Source organism: Paracoccus sp. (in: a-proteobacteria), from assembly GCF_047973135.1.
Taxonomy (GTDB): Bacteria; Pseudomonadota; Alphaproteobacteria; order Rhodobacterales; family Rhodobacteraceae; genus Paracoccus.
Genome location: NZ_JBKEBL010000241.1, coordinates 1 through 15,558 on the forward strand (window position 1 = coordinate 1; position 15,558 = coordinate 15,558).

18 protein-coding genes and 1 tRNA gene are annotated in these 15,558 nt (G+C 63.6%); 8 read left to right on the plus strand and 11 right to left on the minus strand.

Annotated elements, in window-relative coordinates; genetic code table 11:
* The 5 genes from ACK5L9_RS17945 to ACK5L9_RS17965 form a co-directional block, all read right to left on the minus strand.
* Positions 1-1,226: FAD-dependent oxidoreductase (locus ACK5L9_RS17945; protein ID WP_416912824.1), on the minus strand; the 1,226-nt coding region annotated here is incomplete at its 3' end.
* Positions 1,223-1,558 carry a sarcosine oxidase subunit delta gene (locus ACK5L9_RS17950; RefSeq protein WP_416912825.1) on the minus strand — a complete coding sequence of 112 codons (336 nt, stop codon included), beginning with the start codon at positions 1,556-1,558 and terminating at the stop codon, positions 1,223-1,225. The genes ACK5L9_RS17950 and ACK5L9_RS17945, both read right to left, overlap by 4 nt.
* 3 nt (positions 1,559-1,561) lie before the next feature.
* Positions 1,562-1,897, minus strand: a complete 336-nt coding sequence (locus tag ACK5L9_RS17955; RefSeq protein WP_416912826.1) for a TfoX/Sxy family protein — start codon at positions 1,895-1,897, stop codon at positions 1,562-1,564.
* A 119-nt stretch (positions 1,898-2,016) separates the two neighbouring features.
* On the minus strand, positions 2,017-2,250 hold the full coding sequence (locus ACK5L9_RS17960; protein ID WP_416912827.1) for a hypothetical protein: 234 nt from the start codon (positions 2,248-2,250) through the stop codon (positions 2,017-2,019).
* Positions 2,251-2,705: 455 nt separating this feature from the next.
* Positions 2,706-4,001 (minus strand): sarcosine oxidase subunit beta family protein, encoded by a 1,296-nt coding sequence (locus tag ACK5L9_RS17965; RefSeq protein WP_416912828.1) that lies wholly within the window; start codon positions 3,999-4,001, stop codon positions 2,706-2,708.
* A 144-nt stretch (positions 4,002-4,145) separates the two neighbouring features.
* Between ACK5L9_RS17965 and ccmI the strand changes: the two genes are divergently transcribed.
* Together ccmI and ruvX are read left to right on the plus strand one after the other, a co-directional pair.
* Complete coding sequence (gene ccmI, locus ACK5L9_RS17970) at positions 4,146-5,375, plus strand: c-type cytochrome biogenesis protein CcmI (RefSeq protein ID WP_416912829.1); 1,230 nt, start codon at positions 4,146-4,148, stop codon at positions 5,373-5,375.
* A complete protein-coding gene (gene ruvX / locus ACK5L9_RS17975) occupies positions 5,372-5,839 on the plus strand; it encodes a Holliday junction resolvase RuvX (protein ID WP_416912830.1) in 468 nt (155 codons plus the stop codon). The genes ccmI and ruvX overlap by 4 nt, the downstream gene beginning before the upstream one ends.
* Before the next feature lie 281 nt (positions 5,840-6,120).
* Here ruvX and ACK5L9_RS17980 read toward each other — a convergent pair whose 3' ends face one another.
* The 4 genes from ACK5L9_RS17980 to ACK5L9_RS17995 all read right to left on the minus strand — a co-directional run bounded on the left by ACK5L9_RS17980 (position 6,121) and on the right by ACK5L9_RS17995 (position 9,727).
* A complete protein-coding gene (locus ACK5L9_RS17980; RefSeq protein WP_416912831.1) occupies positions 6,121-6,969 on the minus strand; it encodes a metal ABC transporter permease in 849 nt (282 codons plus the stop codon).
* Positions 6,969-7,829: a metal ABC transporter permease gene (locus ACK5L9_RS17985; protein ID WP_416912832.1), complete on the minus strand. Its 861-nt coding sequence runs from the start codon at positions 7,827-7,829 to the stop codon at positions 6,969-6,971. The genes ACK5L9_RS17980 and ACK5L9_RS17985 overlap by 1 nt, the downstream gene beginning before the upstream one ends.
* Entirely contained in the window at positions 7,826-8,698 is an 873-nt protein-coding gene (locus tag ACK5L9_RS17990; protein WP_416912833.1) for a manganese/iron ABC transporter ATP-binding protein, read from the minus strand. The genes ACK5L9_RS17985 and ACK5L9_RS17990 overlap by 4 nt, the downstream gene beginning before the upstream one ends.
* 123 nt (positions 8,699-8,821) lie before the next feature.
* Positions 8,822-9,727 (minus strand): metal ABC transporter substrate-binding protein, encoded by a 906-nt coding sequence (locus ACK5L9_RS17995; RefSeq protein WP_416912834.1) that lies wholly within the window; start codon positions 9,725-9,727, stop codon positions 8,822-8,824.
* A 200-nt stretch (positions 9,728-9,927) separates the two neighbouring features.
* Between ACK5L9_RS17995 and ACK5L9_RS18000 the strand changes: the two genes are divergently transcribed.
* Positions 9,928-10,272 (plus strand): transcriptional repressor, encoded by a 345-nt coding sequence (locus ACK5L9_RS18000; RefSeq protein ID WP_416912835.1) that lies wholly within the window; start codon positions 9,928-9,930, stop codon positions 10,270-10,272.
* A gap of 342 nt (positions 10,273-10,614) precedes the next feature.
* Here the strand turns inward: ACK5L9_RS18000 and ACK5L9_RS18005 are convergent.
* Together ACK5L9_RS18005 and ACK5L9_RS18010 are read right to left on the minus strand one after the other, a co-directional pair.
* Positions 10,615-10,691, minus strand: a tRNA-Arg gene (locus ACK5L9_RS18005).
* A gap of 91 nt (positions 10,692-10,782) precedes the next feature.
* Positions 10,783-12,177 carry a sensor histidine kinase gene (locus ACK5L9_RS18010; RefSeq protein WP_416912836.1) on the minus strand — a complete coding sequence of 465 codons (1,395 nt, stop codon included), beginning with the start codon at positions 12,175-12,177 and terminating at the stop codon, positions 10,783-10,785.
* 280 nt (positions 12,178-12,457) lie between these two features.
* On the opposite strand from ACK5L9_RS18010, the gene rpmH reads away from it, so the two are divergent.
* From rpmH to ACK5L9_RS18035, 5 genes are read left to right on the plus strand one after another with little or no spacing between them, the layout of a single operon-like run.
* Entirely contained in the window at positions 12,458-12,592 is a 135-nt protein-coding gene (gene rpmH / locus ACK5L9_RS18015) for a 50S ribosomal protein L34 (protein WP_028725980.1), read from the plus strand.
* 23 nt (positions 12,593-12,615) lie between these two features.
* Positions 12,616-13,038: a ribonuclease P protein component gene (gene rnpA / locus ACK5L9_RS18020; protein WP_416912837.1), complete on the plus strand. Its 423-nt coding sequence runs from the start codon at positions 12,616-12,618 to the stop codon at positions 13,036-13,038.
* Positions 13,035-13,292: a membrane protein insertion efficiency factor YidD gene (gene yidD / locus ACK5L9_RS18025; RefSeq protein WP_416912838.1), complete on the plus strand. Its 258-nt coding sequence runs from the start codon at positions 13,035-13,037 to the stop codon at positions 13,290-13,292. Before rnpA ends, yidD begins: the two co-directional genes overlap by 4 nt.
* On the plus strand, positions 13,285-14,172 hold the full coding sequence (gene ttcA / locus ACK5L9_RS18030; RefSeq protein ID WP_416912839.1) for a tRNA 2-thiocytidine(32) synthetase TtcA: 888 nt from the start codon (positions 13,285-13,287) through the stop codon (positions 14,170-14,172). The genes yidD and ttcA overlap by 8 nt, the downstream gene beginning before the upstream one ends.
* Before the next feature lie 56 nt (positions 14,173-14,228).
* Positions 14,229-15,524, plus strand: coding sequence for an EAL domain-containing protein (locus tag ACK5L9_RS18035; protein WP_416912840.1), 1,296 nt, complete (start codon positions 14,229-14,231; stop codon positions 15,522-15,524).
* Positions 15,525-15,558 lie beyond the last annotated feature (34 nt).

Genomic DNA, 15,558 nt, shown 5'->3' on the forward strand with positions numbered 1-15,558 from the left:
ATGGCAACCGCGTCGCAGTCTATCTTGCCGGTGGGCCGCCCCTCGCCGGACTGATCGCACAGGATCACCCCCTCGACATGCCGCCAGCCCCTGACGTTGGCGATGGCACTGCCGGTATGGATCGCGATCCCCAGATCGCGCACGGCGCGCGGCAGATCGCCATCGGCGCGCGGGCGGGCGTCGATCACCGTGACCTCAAGCCCTGCCTCATGCCCGGTCAGCGCGGTACGATAGGCGTCGTCGTTATTCGTGACGACAACGATCCGCCTGCCCGGCGCGACACCGTAACCGGCGATGAAATCGCGCATGGCCGAGGCCAGCATGACGCCCGGCACATCGTTGCAGGCGAAGGACAGGGGGCGTTCCAGCGCGCCGGTCGCGGCGATCACATGGCCCGCACGGATGCGCCACAGCCGCTGACGCGGGATGCCCGCATCCGGGTCGTGATCGGCCAGCGCCTCGCGGGCCAGCAAATAACCGTGATCGTAAAGCCCCGTCGCCATGGTATTCCGGCGCAGGGTCACGTTATCGCGGGCGCGCAGATCGGCCAACAGCGTTTCGATAAGCGCCGCGCCCCCGGCATGATCGACCGGCGTGCGACCGCCCCAGACCGGATCCTGTTCCAGTACCAGCACGCTCAGCCCCCGGTCAGCGGCATTCCGCGCCGCCCCCAACCCTGCGATGCCGCCGCCCACAACCGCCAGATCGGCAAAGCCGTAAGCCTGTTCATAGCTGTCAGGGTCAGGGTCAGCCGGGGCGCGACCAAGGCCAGCGCTGCGGCGGATCATCGGCTCGAACAGGTGTTTCCAGAACGGGCGCGGATGGATGAAGGTCTTGTAATAGAACCCCGCCGGCAGCATCGGCGACAGCCAGCCATTGACCGCGCCCAGATCTGCCTCAAGCGAGGGCCAGCAGTTCTGGCTTTGCAGCACCATGCCCGGCACAAGCGGCGTGGTGGTGGCGCGCTGGTTCGGTTCGAACCGGCCCGCCTGCCCCAGACCGAACAGCGCGTTCGGCTCTTCGGCCCCCGAGGCGACCGGGCCGCGCGGGCGGTGATACTTGAACGACCGGCCCATCAGCATCTGGCCATTGGCCAGCAGCGCCGAGGCCAGCGTGTCGCCCTGAAGCCCGCGCAGATGGCGGCCCTCGAAACGGAAGGGCACCTGAAAGGCGCGGTCGATCAGGCGGCCGCCCTGTGGCAACCGGAAAGGGGGCGTGCGGGTCATTCGGCGTTTGTCCGGTCTGGCATCCAGTCGGGATGGGTCTTGCGAATCGCGGCGACAACATGATCGGGCGGGTGCGGAATCTGGGCCTTGTAGGTGCCAAAGACCTGCAAACTCGCCGTGTCACGCGCGGCCAGAAACCACTTGCCGCAGCCATAGGCGTGACGCCATCGCTCGAAATGCACGCCCTTGGGATTTCGACGGGCAAACAGATAACCCTCGAACTCGTCGTCCGAGCCCTCGGGGCCGACCCGCTTCAGATGCGCCTCGCCACCCGGTTGCAGCTCGGACTCTTCGGCGGGGATACCGCAAAACGGGCAGGTCAGGATCAGCATATGTTACTCCTTCACAGGCAGGTCGTCAGCGTTTTCAAGGGCAAACATCAGCAGCGTCGCGCGCAGATCGTCATTGGCCTGCGCCTCGTCCGCAAGCATGACAAAGCCGCCCATGACCCGCCCGCCATGTTCCATCAGCAATACGCCGGGTATCGCCAGCGCCCGGTCCTGCCGGGGCTTGCCCACGCGATACAGCAGCGCGCCCGTGGACATGATCCCGGTCAGCATGTTGCCGCGCAACATGAAACCCATGCCGCCGAACATCTTCTTTTCGGAAATACCGTCTATGGCAGCCAGATCGCCGCGCATCAGTTCCGCCGCGCCGGGATCAATCGCCATGACATCCCCCGCGCATGCGAAAGGCCGGGGGCTGGTTGCCCCCGACCGTCTGCCGGTTCGTCAAATCCCGTGCGGGCAGCGTCAGCCGCCCCAGGGCCGCTGTCTCAGTTGCCGCTGTCTCAGTTAGCGGGTGCAGGCGCGGCAGGATCGGCAGGAGCCGCAGGATCGGCCGGCGCGGCGGGATCGGCCGGAGCCATGTCGGCATCTGCGGGTGCCGACTCGGTTGTTTCGATCGCGGCATCCGTTCCGGCCTGTCCGGCGGTGTCGTCGCCGCTTCCTGACATGAACAGGAAGATGAGCACAACGACGATAACTGCGACGATGATGTAAATAAGACTTTTACTACCAGCCATGTTTGATCCTTTTGGTACGAATACACCTGTGGGTCTAACACAACTGTCCGGAAATGCGTTCCGCCGCATTGTCGCATTGGCAATATGTCGCTTGGCAGAACTTTGCGCAAAGCGGTGCCGACGGCCCGCTTCGCCGTTTGTCGCGGGAACGGGATCATGATCGCCACCCCGCGCAAGGCATCGGAAAATCGCCGCCTGTTGCTGGCTGGCCCAGACCATCCCGGACCCGCAATACCCCAGGGTCCGGCACCTGTCGGCAGGCCGCAAAACAGCGCCGCGGCAAACCCTGCCGCAACGACCGCGATGATCGCAAACCACGGTGGGACGACGCGCAGAACGCGAAAGCGAATATCGCCTCGGGACAGGAAAAAAACGCCTCGGAACCGGCATTTTTCCGTTCAAACACCTTGGCAGAGGCCCAGGTTCCGTATGCTGTCTGAACCATCGTTTCGGACCTAATGCGCCACGCCCGCCGCAACGGATTCGTCGATGAACCGCCCCTCGCGAAAACGGTTCAGCCCGAAAGCAGAGGCCAGCGGGCCGGGCTGTCCTCTGGCGATCAGTTCGGCCATCGCCCAACCCGATCCGGGGATCGCCTTGAACCCCCCCGTGCCCCATCCGCAATTGACATAAATTCCGCCGACCGGGGTGGCCGAAAGGATCGGCGAACGGTCGCCGGTCATGTCCACAATGCCCCCCCATTGCCTCAGCATCTTGAGCCGGGACAGTATCGGAAAGGTCTCGACCAGCGCGCGGACGGTTTCCTCGACATGGTGCCATGACCCGCGCTGAGTGAAATTGTTGAACCCGTCCGTGCCGCCGCCGATCACCATCTCGCCCTTGTCGGATTGCGAGATATAGCCGTGGACAGTGTTGGCCATCACTACCACGTCAAGGCAGGGCTTGACCGGTTCGCTGACCAGCGCCTGCAACGCCACGCTTTCGATGGGCAGCCGGAACCCCGCCATATCCGCCAACTGGCTGGAATGCCCGGCCACGACCAGCGCCAGCTTGTCACAGCCGATACGGCCCTTCGCGGTGTTCACCGCCTGGACCCGTCCGCCTTCGGTCTCGATCCCCGTGACCTCGCAATTCTGGACGATATGCATGCCCATGGCACTGCAGGCCCTCGCATAGCCCCAGGCCACCGCGTCATGCCGCGCCGTACCGCCCCGCGCCTGATACAGGCCCCCAAGAACCGGATAGCGCGGCCCCGCAAGGTTCATGATCGGCACCAGTTCCCCGACACGTTCGGGCCCGATCCATTCGGTCGCGACGCCCTGAAGGTGATTGGCATGGACGGTGCGGCGATAGCCCCTGACCTCGTGTTCGGTCTGGGCCAGCATGATCAGGCCACGCGGGCTGAACATCACGTTGTAATTCAGATCCTGCGACAGGGTTTCGTACAGTTTCAGTGCCTTGTCGTAAATCGCTGCCGAAGGATCCTGCAGGTAATTGCTGCGGATGATCGTGGTGTTCCGCCCGGTATTGCCGCCGCCCAGCCAGCCCTTTTCGATCACCGCGACATCGGTGATGCCGAAATTCCGCCCAAGGTAATACGCCGTGGCCAGCCCGTGCCCGCCCGCGCCGACGATGACGACGCGATAACGGGCGCGGGGCGCTGGGCTGGTCCACGCCTTACCCCAGCCCGAATGCTGACGCAGCGCCTCGCGCGCAAGGGCAAAAACGGAATAGCGGCGCGGGCGCGGCGTCACGGTCATGGGAACCCCATCCTCATTTGCAGCCAGCATGGCGGGCTGCCCGGACCCTGACAACCTGCATTGCGGCCTTCTTGCGTCAAAATGCGACACCCCATCGCAGGCTTGTCAACGCAGGCAGGCTTTCGCCATGCAAGGAAACAGGCTAACCCGGTTGCGCATCACCAAGGAGGCCCGATGTTCTGGTTGCTCTGCGCGCTTGTGACCCTGATCATCGGCACCGCGATTGCCGCGCCGCTGCTGCGACGTGACCGGTCCGGGGCCGAGCCTGCCGCCGCCTATGACCTGCGCGTCTATCGCGACCAGTTGCGCGAGGTCGAACGCGATCTGGAACGCGACGTGATTACCTCGGACGAGGCCGGGCGGCTGCGCAACGAAATCGGGCGCAAGGTGCTGGATGCCGACCGGCGCATGTCCGGCGAGGGCGCGGCCTCGGACCATGGTGCGGGTCTGGCCGCCATAGCGGTGCTGGCGGCGCTGATGGCGGGCGCCGTTGGGCTGTATCTGCGCGAGGGTGTGCCCGGCGCGCCCGACCTGCCGCTTGCCGAACGCCTTGCCATGGCCGAACGCGCCTATGCCGCGCGCCCCGCTCAGGCCGAGGCCGAGGCGCAGGCACCGGCGCGCCCCGCGCCCGCGCCCGCGCCCAATCCAGTATATGCCGCGCTGGTCGAAAAGCTGCGCGAGGCCGTGGCAAAGAAACCCGACGATCCGCAGGGCCTGACCCTGCTGGCCACCAGCGAGATGCGCCTGGGCAATATGGTTGCCGCCCGCAAGGCGCAGCAGCATCTGGTCGAACTGCGCGGCAAGGATGCCAGCGCCGGGGAACTGATGCAGCTCTCGGCGCTGATGATGGAGGCGGCTGGCGGCCTGATCACGCCCGAATCCGAACAGGCGCTGGCCCGATCGCTGCAAAAGGATCCGGCTCAGCCGCAGTCGCTGTATCTTCTGGGCATGCTGCAACTGCAGAACGGACGGCCCGACCGCGCTTTTCCGATCTGGCGTCAGTTGCTGGAACAAGGCCCCGAGGACGCAAGCTGGATCGCCCTGGTCCGCAACCGGATGCCCGAACTGGCCTGGCTGGCAGGGCAGCCCGACTACGTCCCTCCTGGTCCACGTATGGCCGCCCTGCCCGGCCCCGACGCCGCCGCTGTCGAGGCCACGCAGGACATGACCCCCGCCGAACGACAGCAGATGATCGCGGGCATGGTCAGCCGGCTTGAGGACCGGCTGGCCAGTGAGGGCGGCTCGCCCGAGGAATGGGCGCGGCTCATCTCGTCTCTGGCGGTCATCGGCAATGCCGGTCACGCGCACGAAATCTGGACCGAGGCGCAAACCCGCTTCGCCGACAAGCCCGAGGCGCTGGCGACGGTCCGCGCAGCGGCACAACAGGCGGGGCTGACAGAATGATCCATGACGACATCGCTGGTTTCGCCGCAGCCCTGCCCCGGACGGGCGCAATTGCGGGGCTGGATCTGGGGACGAAAACCATCGGCGTGGCGGTCAGCGACGGGCTGCGTCACGTCGCCTCGCCCCTGACAGTGGTCCGGCGGCGAAAATTCACGCTGGACGCCGCCGAGCTACTGCAAATCGCTTCGCAGCGGCAACTGGCCGGGCTGATCCTCGGCTTGCCGCGCAACATGGATGGCAGCGAGGGCCCGCGCGCCCAATCCACCCGCGCCTTCGCCCGCAACCTGTCTGGGCTGACGGACCTGCCCATCGGATTCTGGGACGAACGCCTGTCCACCGTCGCCGCCGAACGCGCCTTGCTAGAGGCCGACACCTCGCGCCGCCGCCGCGCCGAAGTGATCGACCAGGTCGCCGCGGGCTATATCCTGCAAGGCGCACTGGACCGCCTGCGTCATTTGGGCTGACCGAAACTTCCTGATTTTTCTTCGTAATATCAACGACACTGACGATAACCCCTATCTACCCCGGACACGAGGCTGATCCCTTGCCAGCCATTCCGGACACAGGGCCAGATCGCTGCGAAAACACCGCGCGAGTCTTCTCGGGCCAGTTTCAGGCCGGAATTATAGCTGATGCCAGAGCCGCGCGCTCGCACGTCCGGTTCGGCGAGGGGGGGGGAAGAAACCTGCCCCGGCAACGGGACAAGGCGCCTCATCCCTACGCTGCCGGAAATCCCGCCGGCACTTTAGCTCTCAAGAGGCGCAACGCCAGAGGAAGCGCGCCGGGTCTGCAACCCTCTGCGCATGAAAGCGGCCAGAAAGAGGGCCGTCAGGATCAGCATGATCGTCGGCGCGGGCGCACTGTCGAGGAAAAAGCTGAGATAAACCCCGGCCAGCATCGAGATCATGCAGACCGCAACCGAAACCGCCAGCATCTTGCCGAAGCTGCGCACCAGAAGGAAGGCGATTGCTCCGGGGGTGATCAGCAGACCAACGGCAAGGATCAGCCCCGTGGCCGAAAGGGTCGCCACGATTGTCAGCGACAGGATGGTCAGCAGGCCGTAGTGCAACAGCCCGACCGGCAGCCCCGAAGCCCTCGCCTGCGCCGGATCGAATGCGTGCAACATCAGATCCTTCCATTTCAGAAGCAGCGCAACGGTGACAACGGTCGAAATCAGTCCCGCCGTCCACAGATCTTCTGCGCCCACGCCCAACATGTTCCCGAACAGAATGTGGTCGAGATGCACATTTGTGTGGATCGAGACATAGAGAACGATCCCCAGCCCGAACATGCCCGAGAAGACCACACCCATGACGGTGTCCTGCTTCACGCGACTGTTCTCGGAGAGATAGCCGGTGGCGAGAGCCGTCACCATGCCAGCGCCAAACGCCCCTACGATCAACGGGAAGCCAAGGATATAGGCCAGAACGATGCCAGGCAGCACCGCATGGCTGATGGCATCCCCCATCAGGGCCCAGCCCTTGAGAACCAGAAAACACGACAGCAGCGCCGTTGGCACGGAGACGATCAGCGAAATCCAGAAGGCGTTCTGCATGAAACCGAACTGGAAGGGCAAAAGAAGCGTATCCATCATCACATACCCTCCGCCTGAAGCGCCGCCGCCGCCTTGCGTCGCGCAGCCAGAAGCCCGTGCTTGGGCGACCAGATGAACACGCCCAGAAAGATCAGCGTTTGCAACACGACAATGACCCCGCCAGTCGCGCCGTCGAGGAAATAGCTGACATAGGCACCGACGAAGCTTGTCACCGTGCCGATGGCGACAGATGTGACGATGAGCCGTGGAAAACGATCGCAAAGCAGATAGGCAGTGGCACCCGGCGTCACGACCATGGCGATCACCAGAAACGCCCCGACCGTCTGCATCGCCGCCACCACGCAGGCCGACAGCAACACGAAGAACACGGCCTTCAGCAAGCCGGGGCGCAGCCCGATCGAGCGCGCGTGGCTTTCATCGAAAAAGACGACCATGAGGTCTTTCCATTTCAGAAGCAGGATACCCAGCGAGACGAACCCGATGATCGCCAGTTGCAGCGTGTCTTCTGGCGTGATCGCGAGGATGTTACCCATGGTGATGGTCTGGATCGAGACCGACATCGGATTGACCGAGGCCATGAACAGGCCCAGCCCGAAAAAAGAGGTGAAGATGATCCCGATGATCACATCGACCTTCAGCCCGGAGCGGTCCGACAGGAACAGCATCGCCGCTGCCGCCAGCCCACCGGAAATGAAGGCGCCGAGTGCAAAGGGCAGGCCAAGGATATAGGCCCCCGCGACGCCGGGTACGACCGAATGAGAGAGCGCGTCACCGATCAGCGACCAGCCCTTGAGCATCAGGTAGGACGAGAGAAAGGCGCAAACCCCGCCAACCAGGGCCGAGACCCACATTGCGTTGGTCATGTATCCATAGGTGAACGGCTCAAGGAGAGTGGTCATTTCCGCTCCTCCGCAAGCTTTGTCTTTTCACCGTATTGCACGAAGGGCCGTTCGTCGTCGGTCAGAATCGACAGCTTGCGCGCATCGCCGTCATCGTGCAGATCCGCACCGCCCAAGGTGAAGTGCCGCAGCACACCCCCGAAGGCTGCCTCAAGGTTTTCGCGGGTAAAGGTCGTCTCGGTCGGACCATAGGCCAGCACCGTGCCCTTCACCAGGACAGTCCGGTCGCAGAATTCCGGGACGGTCCCGAGATTATGGGTTGAAACCAGCATCACCCTCCCCTCGTCGCGCAGCTCGCGCAGCAGCGCAATGATCTGCTCTTCGGTCTTCACATCGACCCCTGTGAAGGGCTCGTCGAGAAGGATCACCTGACCGTCCTGCGCCAATGCACGGGCAAGAAAGACCCGCTTTTTCTGCCCGCCGGACAGCTCACCGATCTGGCGGTGGCGATAGTCCTGCATGTTCACGCGCCCAAGCGCTGCGTCCACGGCCTTCCGATCAGCCTGACCGGGGCGGCGCAGGAAGCCCATATGCCCGTAGCGGCCCATCATCACCACATCCTCGACCAGCACCGGAAAGGACCAGTCAACCTCTTCGGACTGCGGCACATAGGCGACGAGATTGCGTTTCAGCGCCTGTTTCACGCTGAGACCGACGAGCCGGATGTCCCCCTTGGCCACCGGAACGAACCCCATGATCGCCTTGAACAGGGTGGATTTTCCGGACCCGTTTACCCCTACAAGGGCCGTCACCGTGCTGCGGGGGATCTCGAACGAAGCGTTGCGCAAGGCCGTATGGCCATTGCGATAGGTCACGGTAACGTCCCGCGCCTCGATACCGCCCCCCGGATCGCAATTCTTCTGCGCCATTGATCCGTCCATCTGCTTGCCTTGCTTCATATCCTGTTTTCTGCCGGAAAGGTTGGTGCCTGAAACGGCAAAGACCTGTCTGGCGGATACCGCGCCCGACAGGTCGCTCGGTCAAGCAGGGTCTTAGTTGGTGCCCGCTGTCAGACCATCGGCCACGATCTGTGACGTGACCCTGAGCAGATCGAGATAGGTCGGGACCGGACCATCGGGTTCCGACAGGCTGTCGACGTAGAGAACACCGCCATAATGCGCGCCGGTTTCACGCGCCACCTGCTCGGCCGGTGCCGTATTGACGGTGCTCTCGCAGAACACCACGGGAATGTCGTTCTCGCGCACACCATCAATGACCGCCCGCACCTGCTGCGGCGTCCCCATCTGATCGGCGTTCATCGGCCAGAGATACAGCTCCTGCATGCCGAAGTCACGGGCAAGATAGCTGAAGGCGCCTTCGCAGGTCACAAGCCAGCGCCGCGCCTCGGGGATTGCGGAAATCTCGGCTCTCAGAGGCTCAAGGGTGGCACGCAATTCGTCCTTGTAGGCCGTGGCGTTCGCGACATAGGTCGCAGCATTCCTGGGATCGTGCTCGACCAAGGCTTCCAGGATGTTGTCAATATAGATCAACGCATTGTCGAGGCCCATCCAGGCGTGAGGGTTGGGAAGCCCTTCATATGCACCCGCAGCAATTGGAATCGGGTCGATGCCCTCTGTAAGCGTGGCCGAAGGCACATCGCCCAAGTTGGTGAGGAACTGTTCGAACCACAGCTCAAGGTTCATGCCATTCCACAGGATGAGATCTGCATCCTGCGCTCGGACGATATCCTGAGGGGTGGGCTCATAGCCGTGAATCTCGGCGCCGGGCCGCGTGATCGAGACGACATCCGCCGCATCACCGGCCACATGCTGAGCCATATCCGCCAGAACCGTGAAGGTGGTGACCACCTTCATCCGGTCCTCGTCAGCGAAGGCGGCGCCTGCCATCAGCGCGGTTGCAGCCAGCGCCCCCATCAGCCGCGTCATCGTCAAAGTCATAGCCGGATCCTTTCCTGGTTTTCCTGCTCCAATCCAATCTCGGACACCCGCTTGCAGCACACAAACTGCGAGTGAATCGCAATAGTGATACCCTATCGCCTCAACTTTGCAACTGCAATTCATTCGCAATAAAAGCCTGACGCCGCCAGCCTTCCCCGACACCATATATTGCGAATCACTCGCAACAAATGGGATTTGCGATGACGCTGTGCCATGATACCCGCCCCACCCCTGAGGACGCGCGCCGCATCCTGACGGATGCCGGGCTGCGGGCCACCCGGCAGTGCATGGCGATCATCGACATCCTGTCCGGCAAGGCGCCCCGCCATGTTTCGGCAAAGAAGCTTTATGACGAAGTGCGCCGACACGGTGCCCTGGGATCGTTGAGCCGCGTCTACGGCCGTCTGAAACATTTCTGCGCCGCCGCCTCCTCTGCCGGGTGCCGATCTATGGCAACACGGCCTGGCATGAAATCCGGGGTGAGGATCATCATCACTTCCATGTCGAGGACGAAAACCGGTTGGTCGATATTCCCGCAGAGATGATCCTGCTCGGAGACCTGCCCCCGCCTCCGGCAGGGTACATGCTTTCCGGTGTCGATGTGCTCTGCTTTTCGCTCGAAGTTGGTAGACCCCACATATTTTTCGGGGTTCTGAGAAGCTTACACGCAAGAATGCAATCGCCTGCGAATGAAGAGCCGTGCTGGAATTTCAAGTGCTGACAGAGGTGACTCGCCACACCATCGAACCGGGCAGAAAGGGCCTTGCTCATCGCGCTGTCAACCGGCTTGATCGGATCGACACCAGAACAGATACCGTCAAACCCGTCCAGGCGGCTTGACGGCTTTCCCCACAAGGAATTGATTTTTCTGGATTATTTTTATAAATTGGCGGACCCGGAGCGATTCGAACGCCCGACCCCCAGATTCGTAGTCTGGTGCTCTATCCAGCTGAGCTACGGGTCCGTTGTAGGGCGGCATTTAGACCTGCGGTTCGGGGGATGCAAGGGGCTATGCGCAAATAGATCCAAAAAAATGGACGGGTCTGCCGGGGCGATTACAGCGCGCCCATGTCGTCATGCAGGTGGATCATGAATTCGCTGCCTTCGGCATCGCTGCGCAGCAGTTCCAGCCGACCGCCATGGCCGCGAATCAGGTCGGCGGCGATGCTGAGGCCCAGTCCCGTGCCGCCCTTGCGGGCGCTGCCGGTGAAGGGCTGGAACAGGTATTCGCGGGCCTTTCCGGGCAGGCCCGGCCCGGTATCTCCGACGCGGATCCACCATCCGGCATCGCTGTCCCCGGCACCGATTTCGATCGTGCCGGGCTGGCCGGTTCCCTCGATCGCCTGTCTTGCGTTGCGGGTGAGGTTGCTGATGACGCGGTAAAGCTGGTCACGGTCGGCGCGGATGATCAGGTTCGGCGGGATGTCGGTCAGAAACTCGACCTGCCCCGCCGCCTCGCCGGCCAGCGTCTCGGCCTCGACCACCTCGGCGACAAGCCGCGACAGGCTGAAGCGGGTCAGCGAGGGGGCGGGTTCCTCGGCTTTGCCGAAGGCCAGCGTCGTCTCGCACAGGGTCACGGCGCGGGTGATCGAGTTCACCAGCTTGGGCGCGGCGCGGCGGACCTTGGGGTCGGCGCTGTCCTCCAGCCGGTCGGCAAAGATCTGTGCCGTGGTCAGGATGTTGCGCAGGTCATGGCTGATCTTGGCAACCGCCTGACCAAGCTGGGCCATCCGTTCCTTTTGCTTCAGCGACGAGGTGACGGTCTTTTGCATTTCCTCCAGTGCGGCCTCGGCCTCGCGCAGTTCGGCCAGCCGTGCGTCGGGGCGGATGATGTGGCGCGGATCCTCGGGTGCGCTGGCATAGGCAGTCATGTGATTGATCACGCGCCGGATCGGGACCAGGATCAGCCGCTGTGCGGCAAGGTTCAGCAGGATCGCGGTCAGGACCGAAAAGGCCGCAGACATGGTCAGCAGGCGCAGGCCGAAATCGATCATGCCGTCGCGCAGGGGCGCGGTCTCCATGGTGATCTCGATCAGTTGCCCGGCCTGATTGACCGGCGCGCCGATCACCCGGATCACCCGGTTCTCGCGGTCCCACAGCGCCGCCACGGCGTCCTGGACGGATTGCCACAGCGTATGTTCGCGCAGGTCATAGGTTGCCGCGACCGGCCCCGGAATGGGCGAGGACAGAACAAGCTGGCGGATATCGTTGCGGCGCAGCACGACGTTGAACACCCCGGCATTCTGCAGCAACTCGGATTCCAGATCGCTGGCCAGCGATTCATCGGTGGCCAGCAAGGCGAGGCTGGCGATCTGGGCGCGTTCCAGCCGCGATTCCAGATAGTCGCGGCGAAACCCGGCAAGGGCGGGCAGCAGGATGAACAACTCGGCCAGCACGACGAAGATGATCGTCAGTGCAGCGAATCGGCCGGAAATCGTGTTCAATCGCATCTTGCCCCGGTTCTCAGCTTCTCTGACCCGCTTTTCAGCCGGACGAGGCATATTTTGCACATCAAACGAATGTGATCGCCAGCCGGTTTCCCGTCACGTTTTGTTTCGCGAACGCAATGTTTGTCCTGCTTTCGGGCCGGTATCTTAGCGGTTGACGGCACGGGCGGTCTGCACTATCCACCGGGCTTCGAACAAACCGGCGCATTCGCGCGGGGTCGTGATGTTATTGTCATGACGCCGCCGGTCGCCACCCGCAAGCATACGATCCGGAGACCTGACCATGAAGCGCACCTTTCAACCGTCGAACCTCGTTCGTGCGCGGCGTCACGGCTTTCGTGCCCGCATGGCCACCAAGGGCGGCCGCCGCGTGCTGAATGCCCGCCGCGCCAAGGGCCGCAAGCGCCTGTCGGCCTGATCTTCCCTGATCGCCCCGGCGGGATGCCCGCCGCAGAAATGGCCCTGCCCATGCCGCCCCTGCCTCATCCCAAAGCTGACAGCCAGCCCGAGGATGCCGGTCGGGCGGCATTTCGCATGCCTCCGGTCATAAGCAAACGCGCAGATTTCCTGGCCACCGCCAAGGGGCGGCGTCAGGGGACCGATGGGTTTTTGCTTCAGGCCCGCGACCGGGGCGACGATCTGCCCGCGCGGGTCGGATTCACCTGTTCGAAAAAGGTCGGCAATGCCGTCATGCGCAACCGCGCCAAGCGGCGGTTGCGTGAAATCGCGCGGCTGCATCTGGTCCGGACGGCGCGTCCGGGGTGGGACTATGTCCTTGTCGGGCGGCCGGGCGCAACGGTCAGCCGCGACTTTGCCGCGCTTTGCGACGATTTGTCCCGCGCCCTCCGCAAGGTGCACGGATGAGCCCGCTGGCCCATATCCTTGCGCTGCCGGTCAGGGCCTACCGGCTGGTCGCCTCGCCCTGGGTCGGGCACGGCTGCCGGTTTCAGCCGACCTGCTCGGCCTATGCGCTTGAGGCGCTGGAGCGGCATGGCGCGATCCGGGGCGGCTGGCTGGCGATCCGGCGTATCGGTCGCTGCCATCCCTGGGGCGGGCAAGGGTTTGATCCGGTTCCTGGGGCAACCGGACATGATTGCGAAGGGCATGAGGATGCTTGACGACGGCGACGATATCGACATCCACCCGCTGTTTTCCGGTGCGCCGGGCTCGACCGAGTTTCGCAAGCTGCGCAAGCGGCTGGTCCGCGACACCCGCGCCGCGATCGAGGATTTCGGCATGGTCAGGCCAGGAGACCGCTGGCTGGTCTGCCTGTCGGGCGGCAAGGACAGCTATACCCTTCTGGCCATCCTGCACGAACTGAAATGGCGCGGCCTCTTGCCCGTCGATCTGCTGGCCTGCAATCTGGATCAGGGCCAGCCGGGCTTTCCGGCGACGGTTTTGCCCGAATTTCTGACCGCGCGCGGGGTAGCCCACCGCATCGAATATCAGGACACCTATTCCATCGTCACCGAAAAGGTGCCGCAAGGCCGGACCTATTGCGCGCTGTGTTCGCGGCTGCGGCGCGGCAACCTGTACCGGATCGCGCGGGAAGAGGGATGCTCTGCCGTCGTTCTGGGCCATCATCGCGACGACATTCTGGAAACCCTGTTCATGAACCTGTTCCACGGCGGCAGGCTGGCCACGATGCCGCCCAAGCTGCTGAACGAAAACGGCGATCTGACCGTGCTGCGCCCGCTGGCCTATGTGGCCGAGGCCGATTGCGACCGTTTCGCGCGGGCCATGCGCTATCCGGTCATCCCCTGCGACCTGTGTGGCAGCCAGGAGGGGTTGCAGCGCATACAGGTCAAGAAGCTGCTGGACGAATGGGAAGCGCGCAGCCCCGGACGGCGGCAGGTCATGTTCCGGGCGCTGATGAATGTGCGGCCCTCGCATCTGCTGGACCCGCGTCTGTTCGATTTCGCGGGCCTGTTTCCGGGCGATCCGGCAGATATATCAAATTCGACGGAAATTCCGCAGCTTCGCCCCGAAGAACATTAACTGAACAACAACCTTCCCCCGCTAATCCTGCCAGAGTTGGTAATGCCGGGGGCAATATGTCGAACAGTTTTCCAGTCAGGGCATGGCGCGCGTTGTGTCAGCACCTGTCCCATGCCGAGGCCGAGGGCAACAAGCGGTTTTTCATCCTGTTGCTGCGTCTGGAAAACCTGCCTCTGCTTTCGCAGCATCTGGGTCAGTCCGGCATTGCGCATCTGATGGTGCGCCTGTCGATCAGGCTGGGCGGCGCGCTGCGCCCCCATGACGCGGTCGAAATCGTCGCGCCGGGCGTCTTTGCGATCCGCCTGCGCGGCAAGACCGACGCCCATGCGTTAAGTATCGGGCAGCGTTTGCAGGAAAAGGGGCAGGCGGCGCTGTCGGTCTCGGAACAGCGGGTGACGCCTGTGCTGACCGGTGTGGTAATCGCCGGGAACGGTGTGACCAAGGTGATGATGATCGATCAGGGCCTCCAGCAACTGACCCGCCTGCGCCCCGGCGAGCTTGGCCGCATCAATATGTTCGAGGCGCATCCCGACAACCTGCCCCAGCAATTGCCCGTCTCGATCGCGCAGGCGGCCCAGACCGGGCAGATGGTCGCCTATTTCCAGCCTCAGCTTTGCTGTCATACCGGCCGCGTCACCGGGTTCGAGACGCTGGCCCGCTGGCATCATCCCAGCCGGGGCACATTGCCTCCGGGTGCGTTCATGCCGGGCATGACCAATGCCGATCATCACGCCCTGACGCTGGCGATACTGCAACAGGCGCTTTCGGCGCTGAAACACTGGGACGAGGCGGGCCATGATGTGCCTACCGTGGCGCTGAACGTGTCTAACTGCGAACTTGGCAAGGCCGATTTCGCCGACAGCCTGCTGCAAGAGCTTGAAAGGCGCAATCTTGCACCTGAACGACTGGTGCTGGAAATTCTGGAAAGCGTCGGTCCCGTGACCAGCAGCGGCGAGGCGCGCGAGAACCTGTCGCGGCTGGCGGCGGCGGGCTGCCGGCTGGATCTGGACGATTTCGGCACCGGCTATGCAAGCCTGGATGCGATTCGCAAATTCGGCATCCACCGGATCAAGATCGACCGCAGCTTTATCATTGCCTGCGACGTGGACCCGGCCCAGCAACGGATGGTTCTGGCCATTCTTGCGCTGGCGGAACGTCTGGGCATCGCGGCGCTGGCCGAAGGCGTCGAGACGCAGGAAGAACACAGTTTTCTGGCGCAACTCGGCTGTGACGAGGTGCAGGGCTATGCCATCGCCCATCCCATGCCGCTGCGCGAAACCATGGACTTTCTGACTGCCCATGCGAATCGGGTCGAACGCCTGCCCCGGCTGGAGCAGCGCAAAACCGGCTAAGCAGATATTCGTGGCTTTGCCCACGAATGCCTGC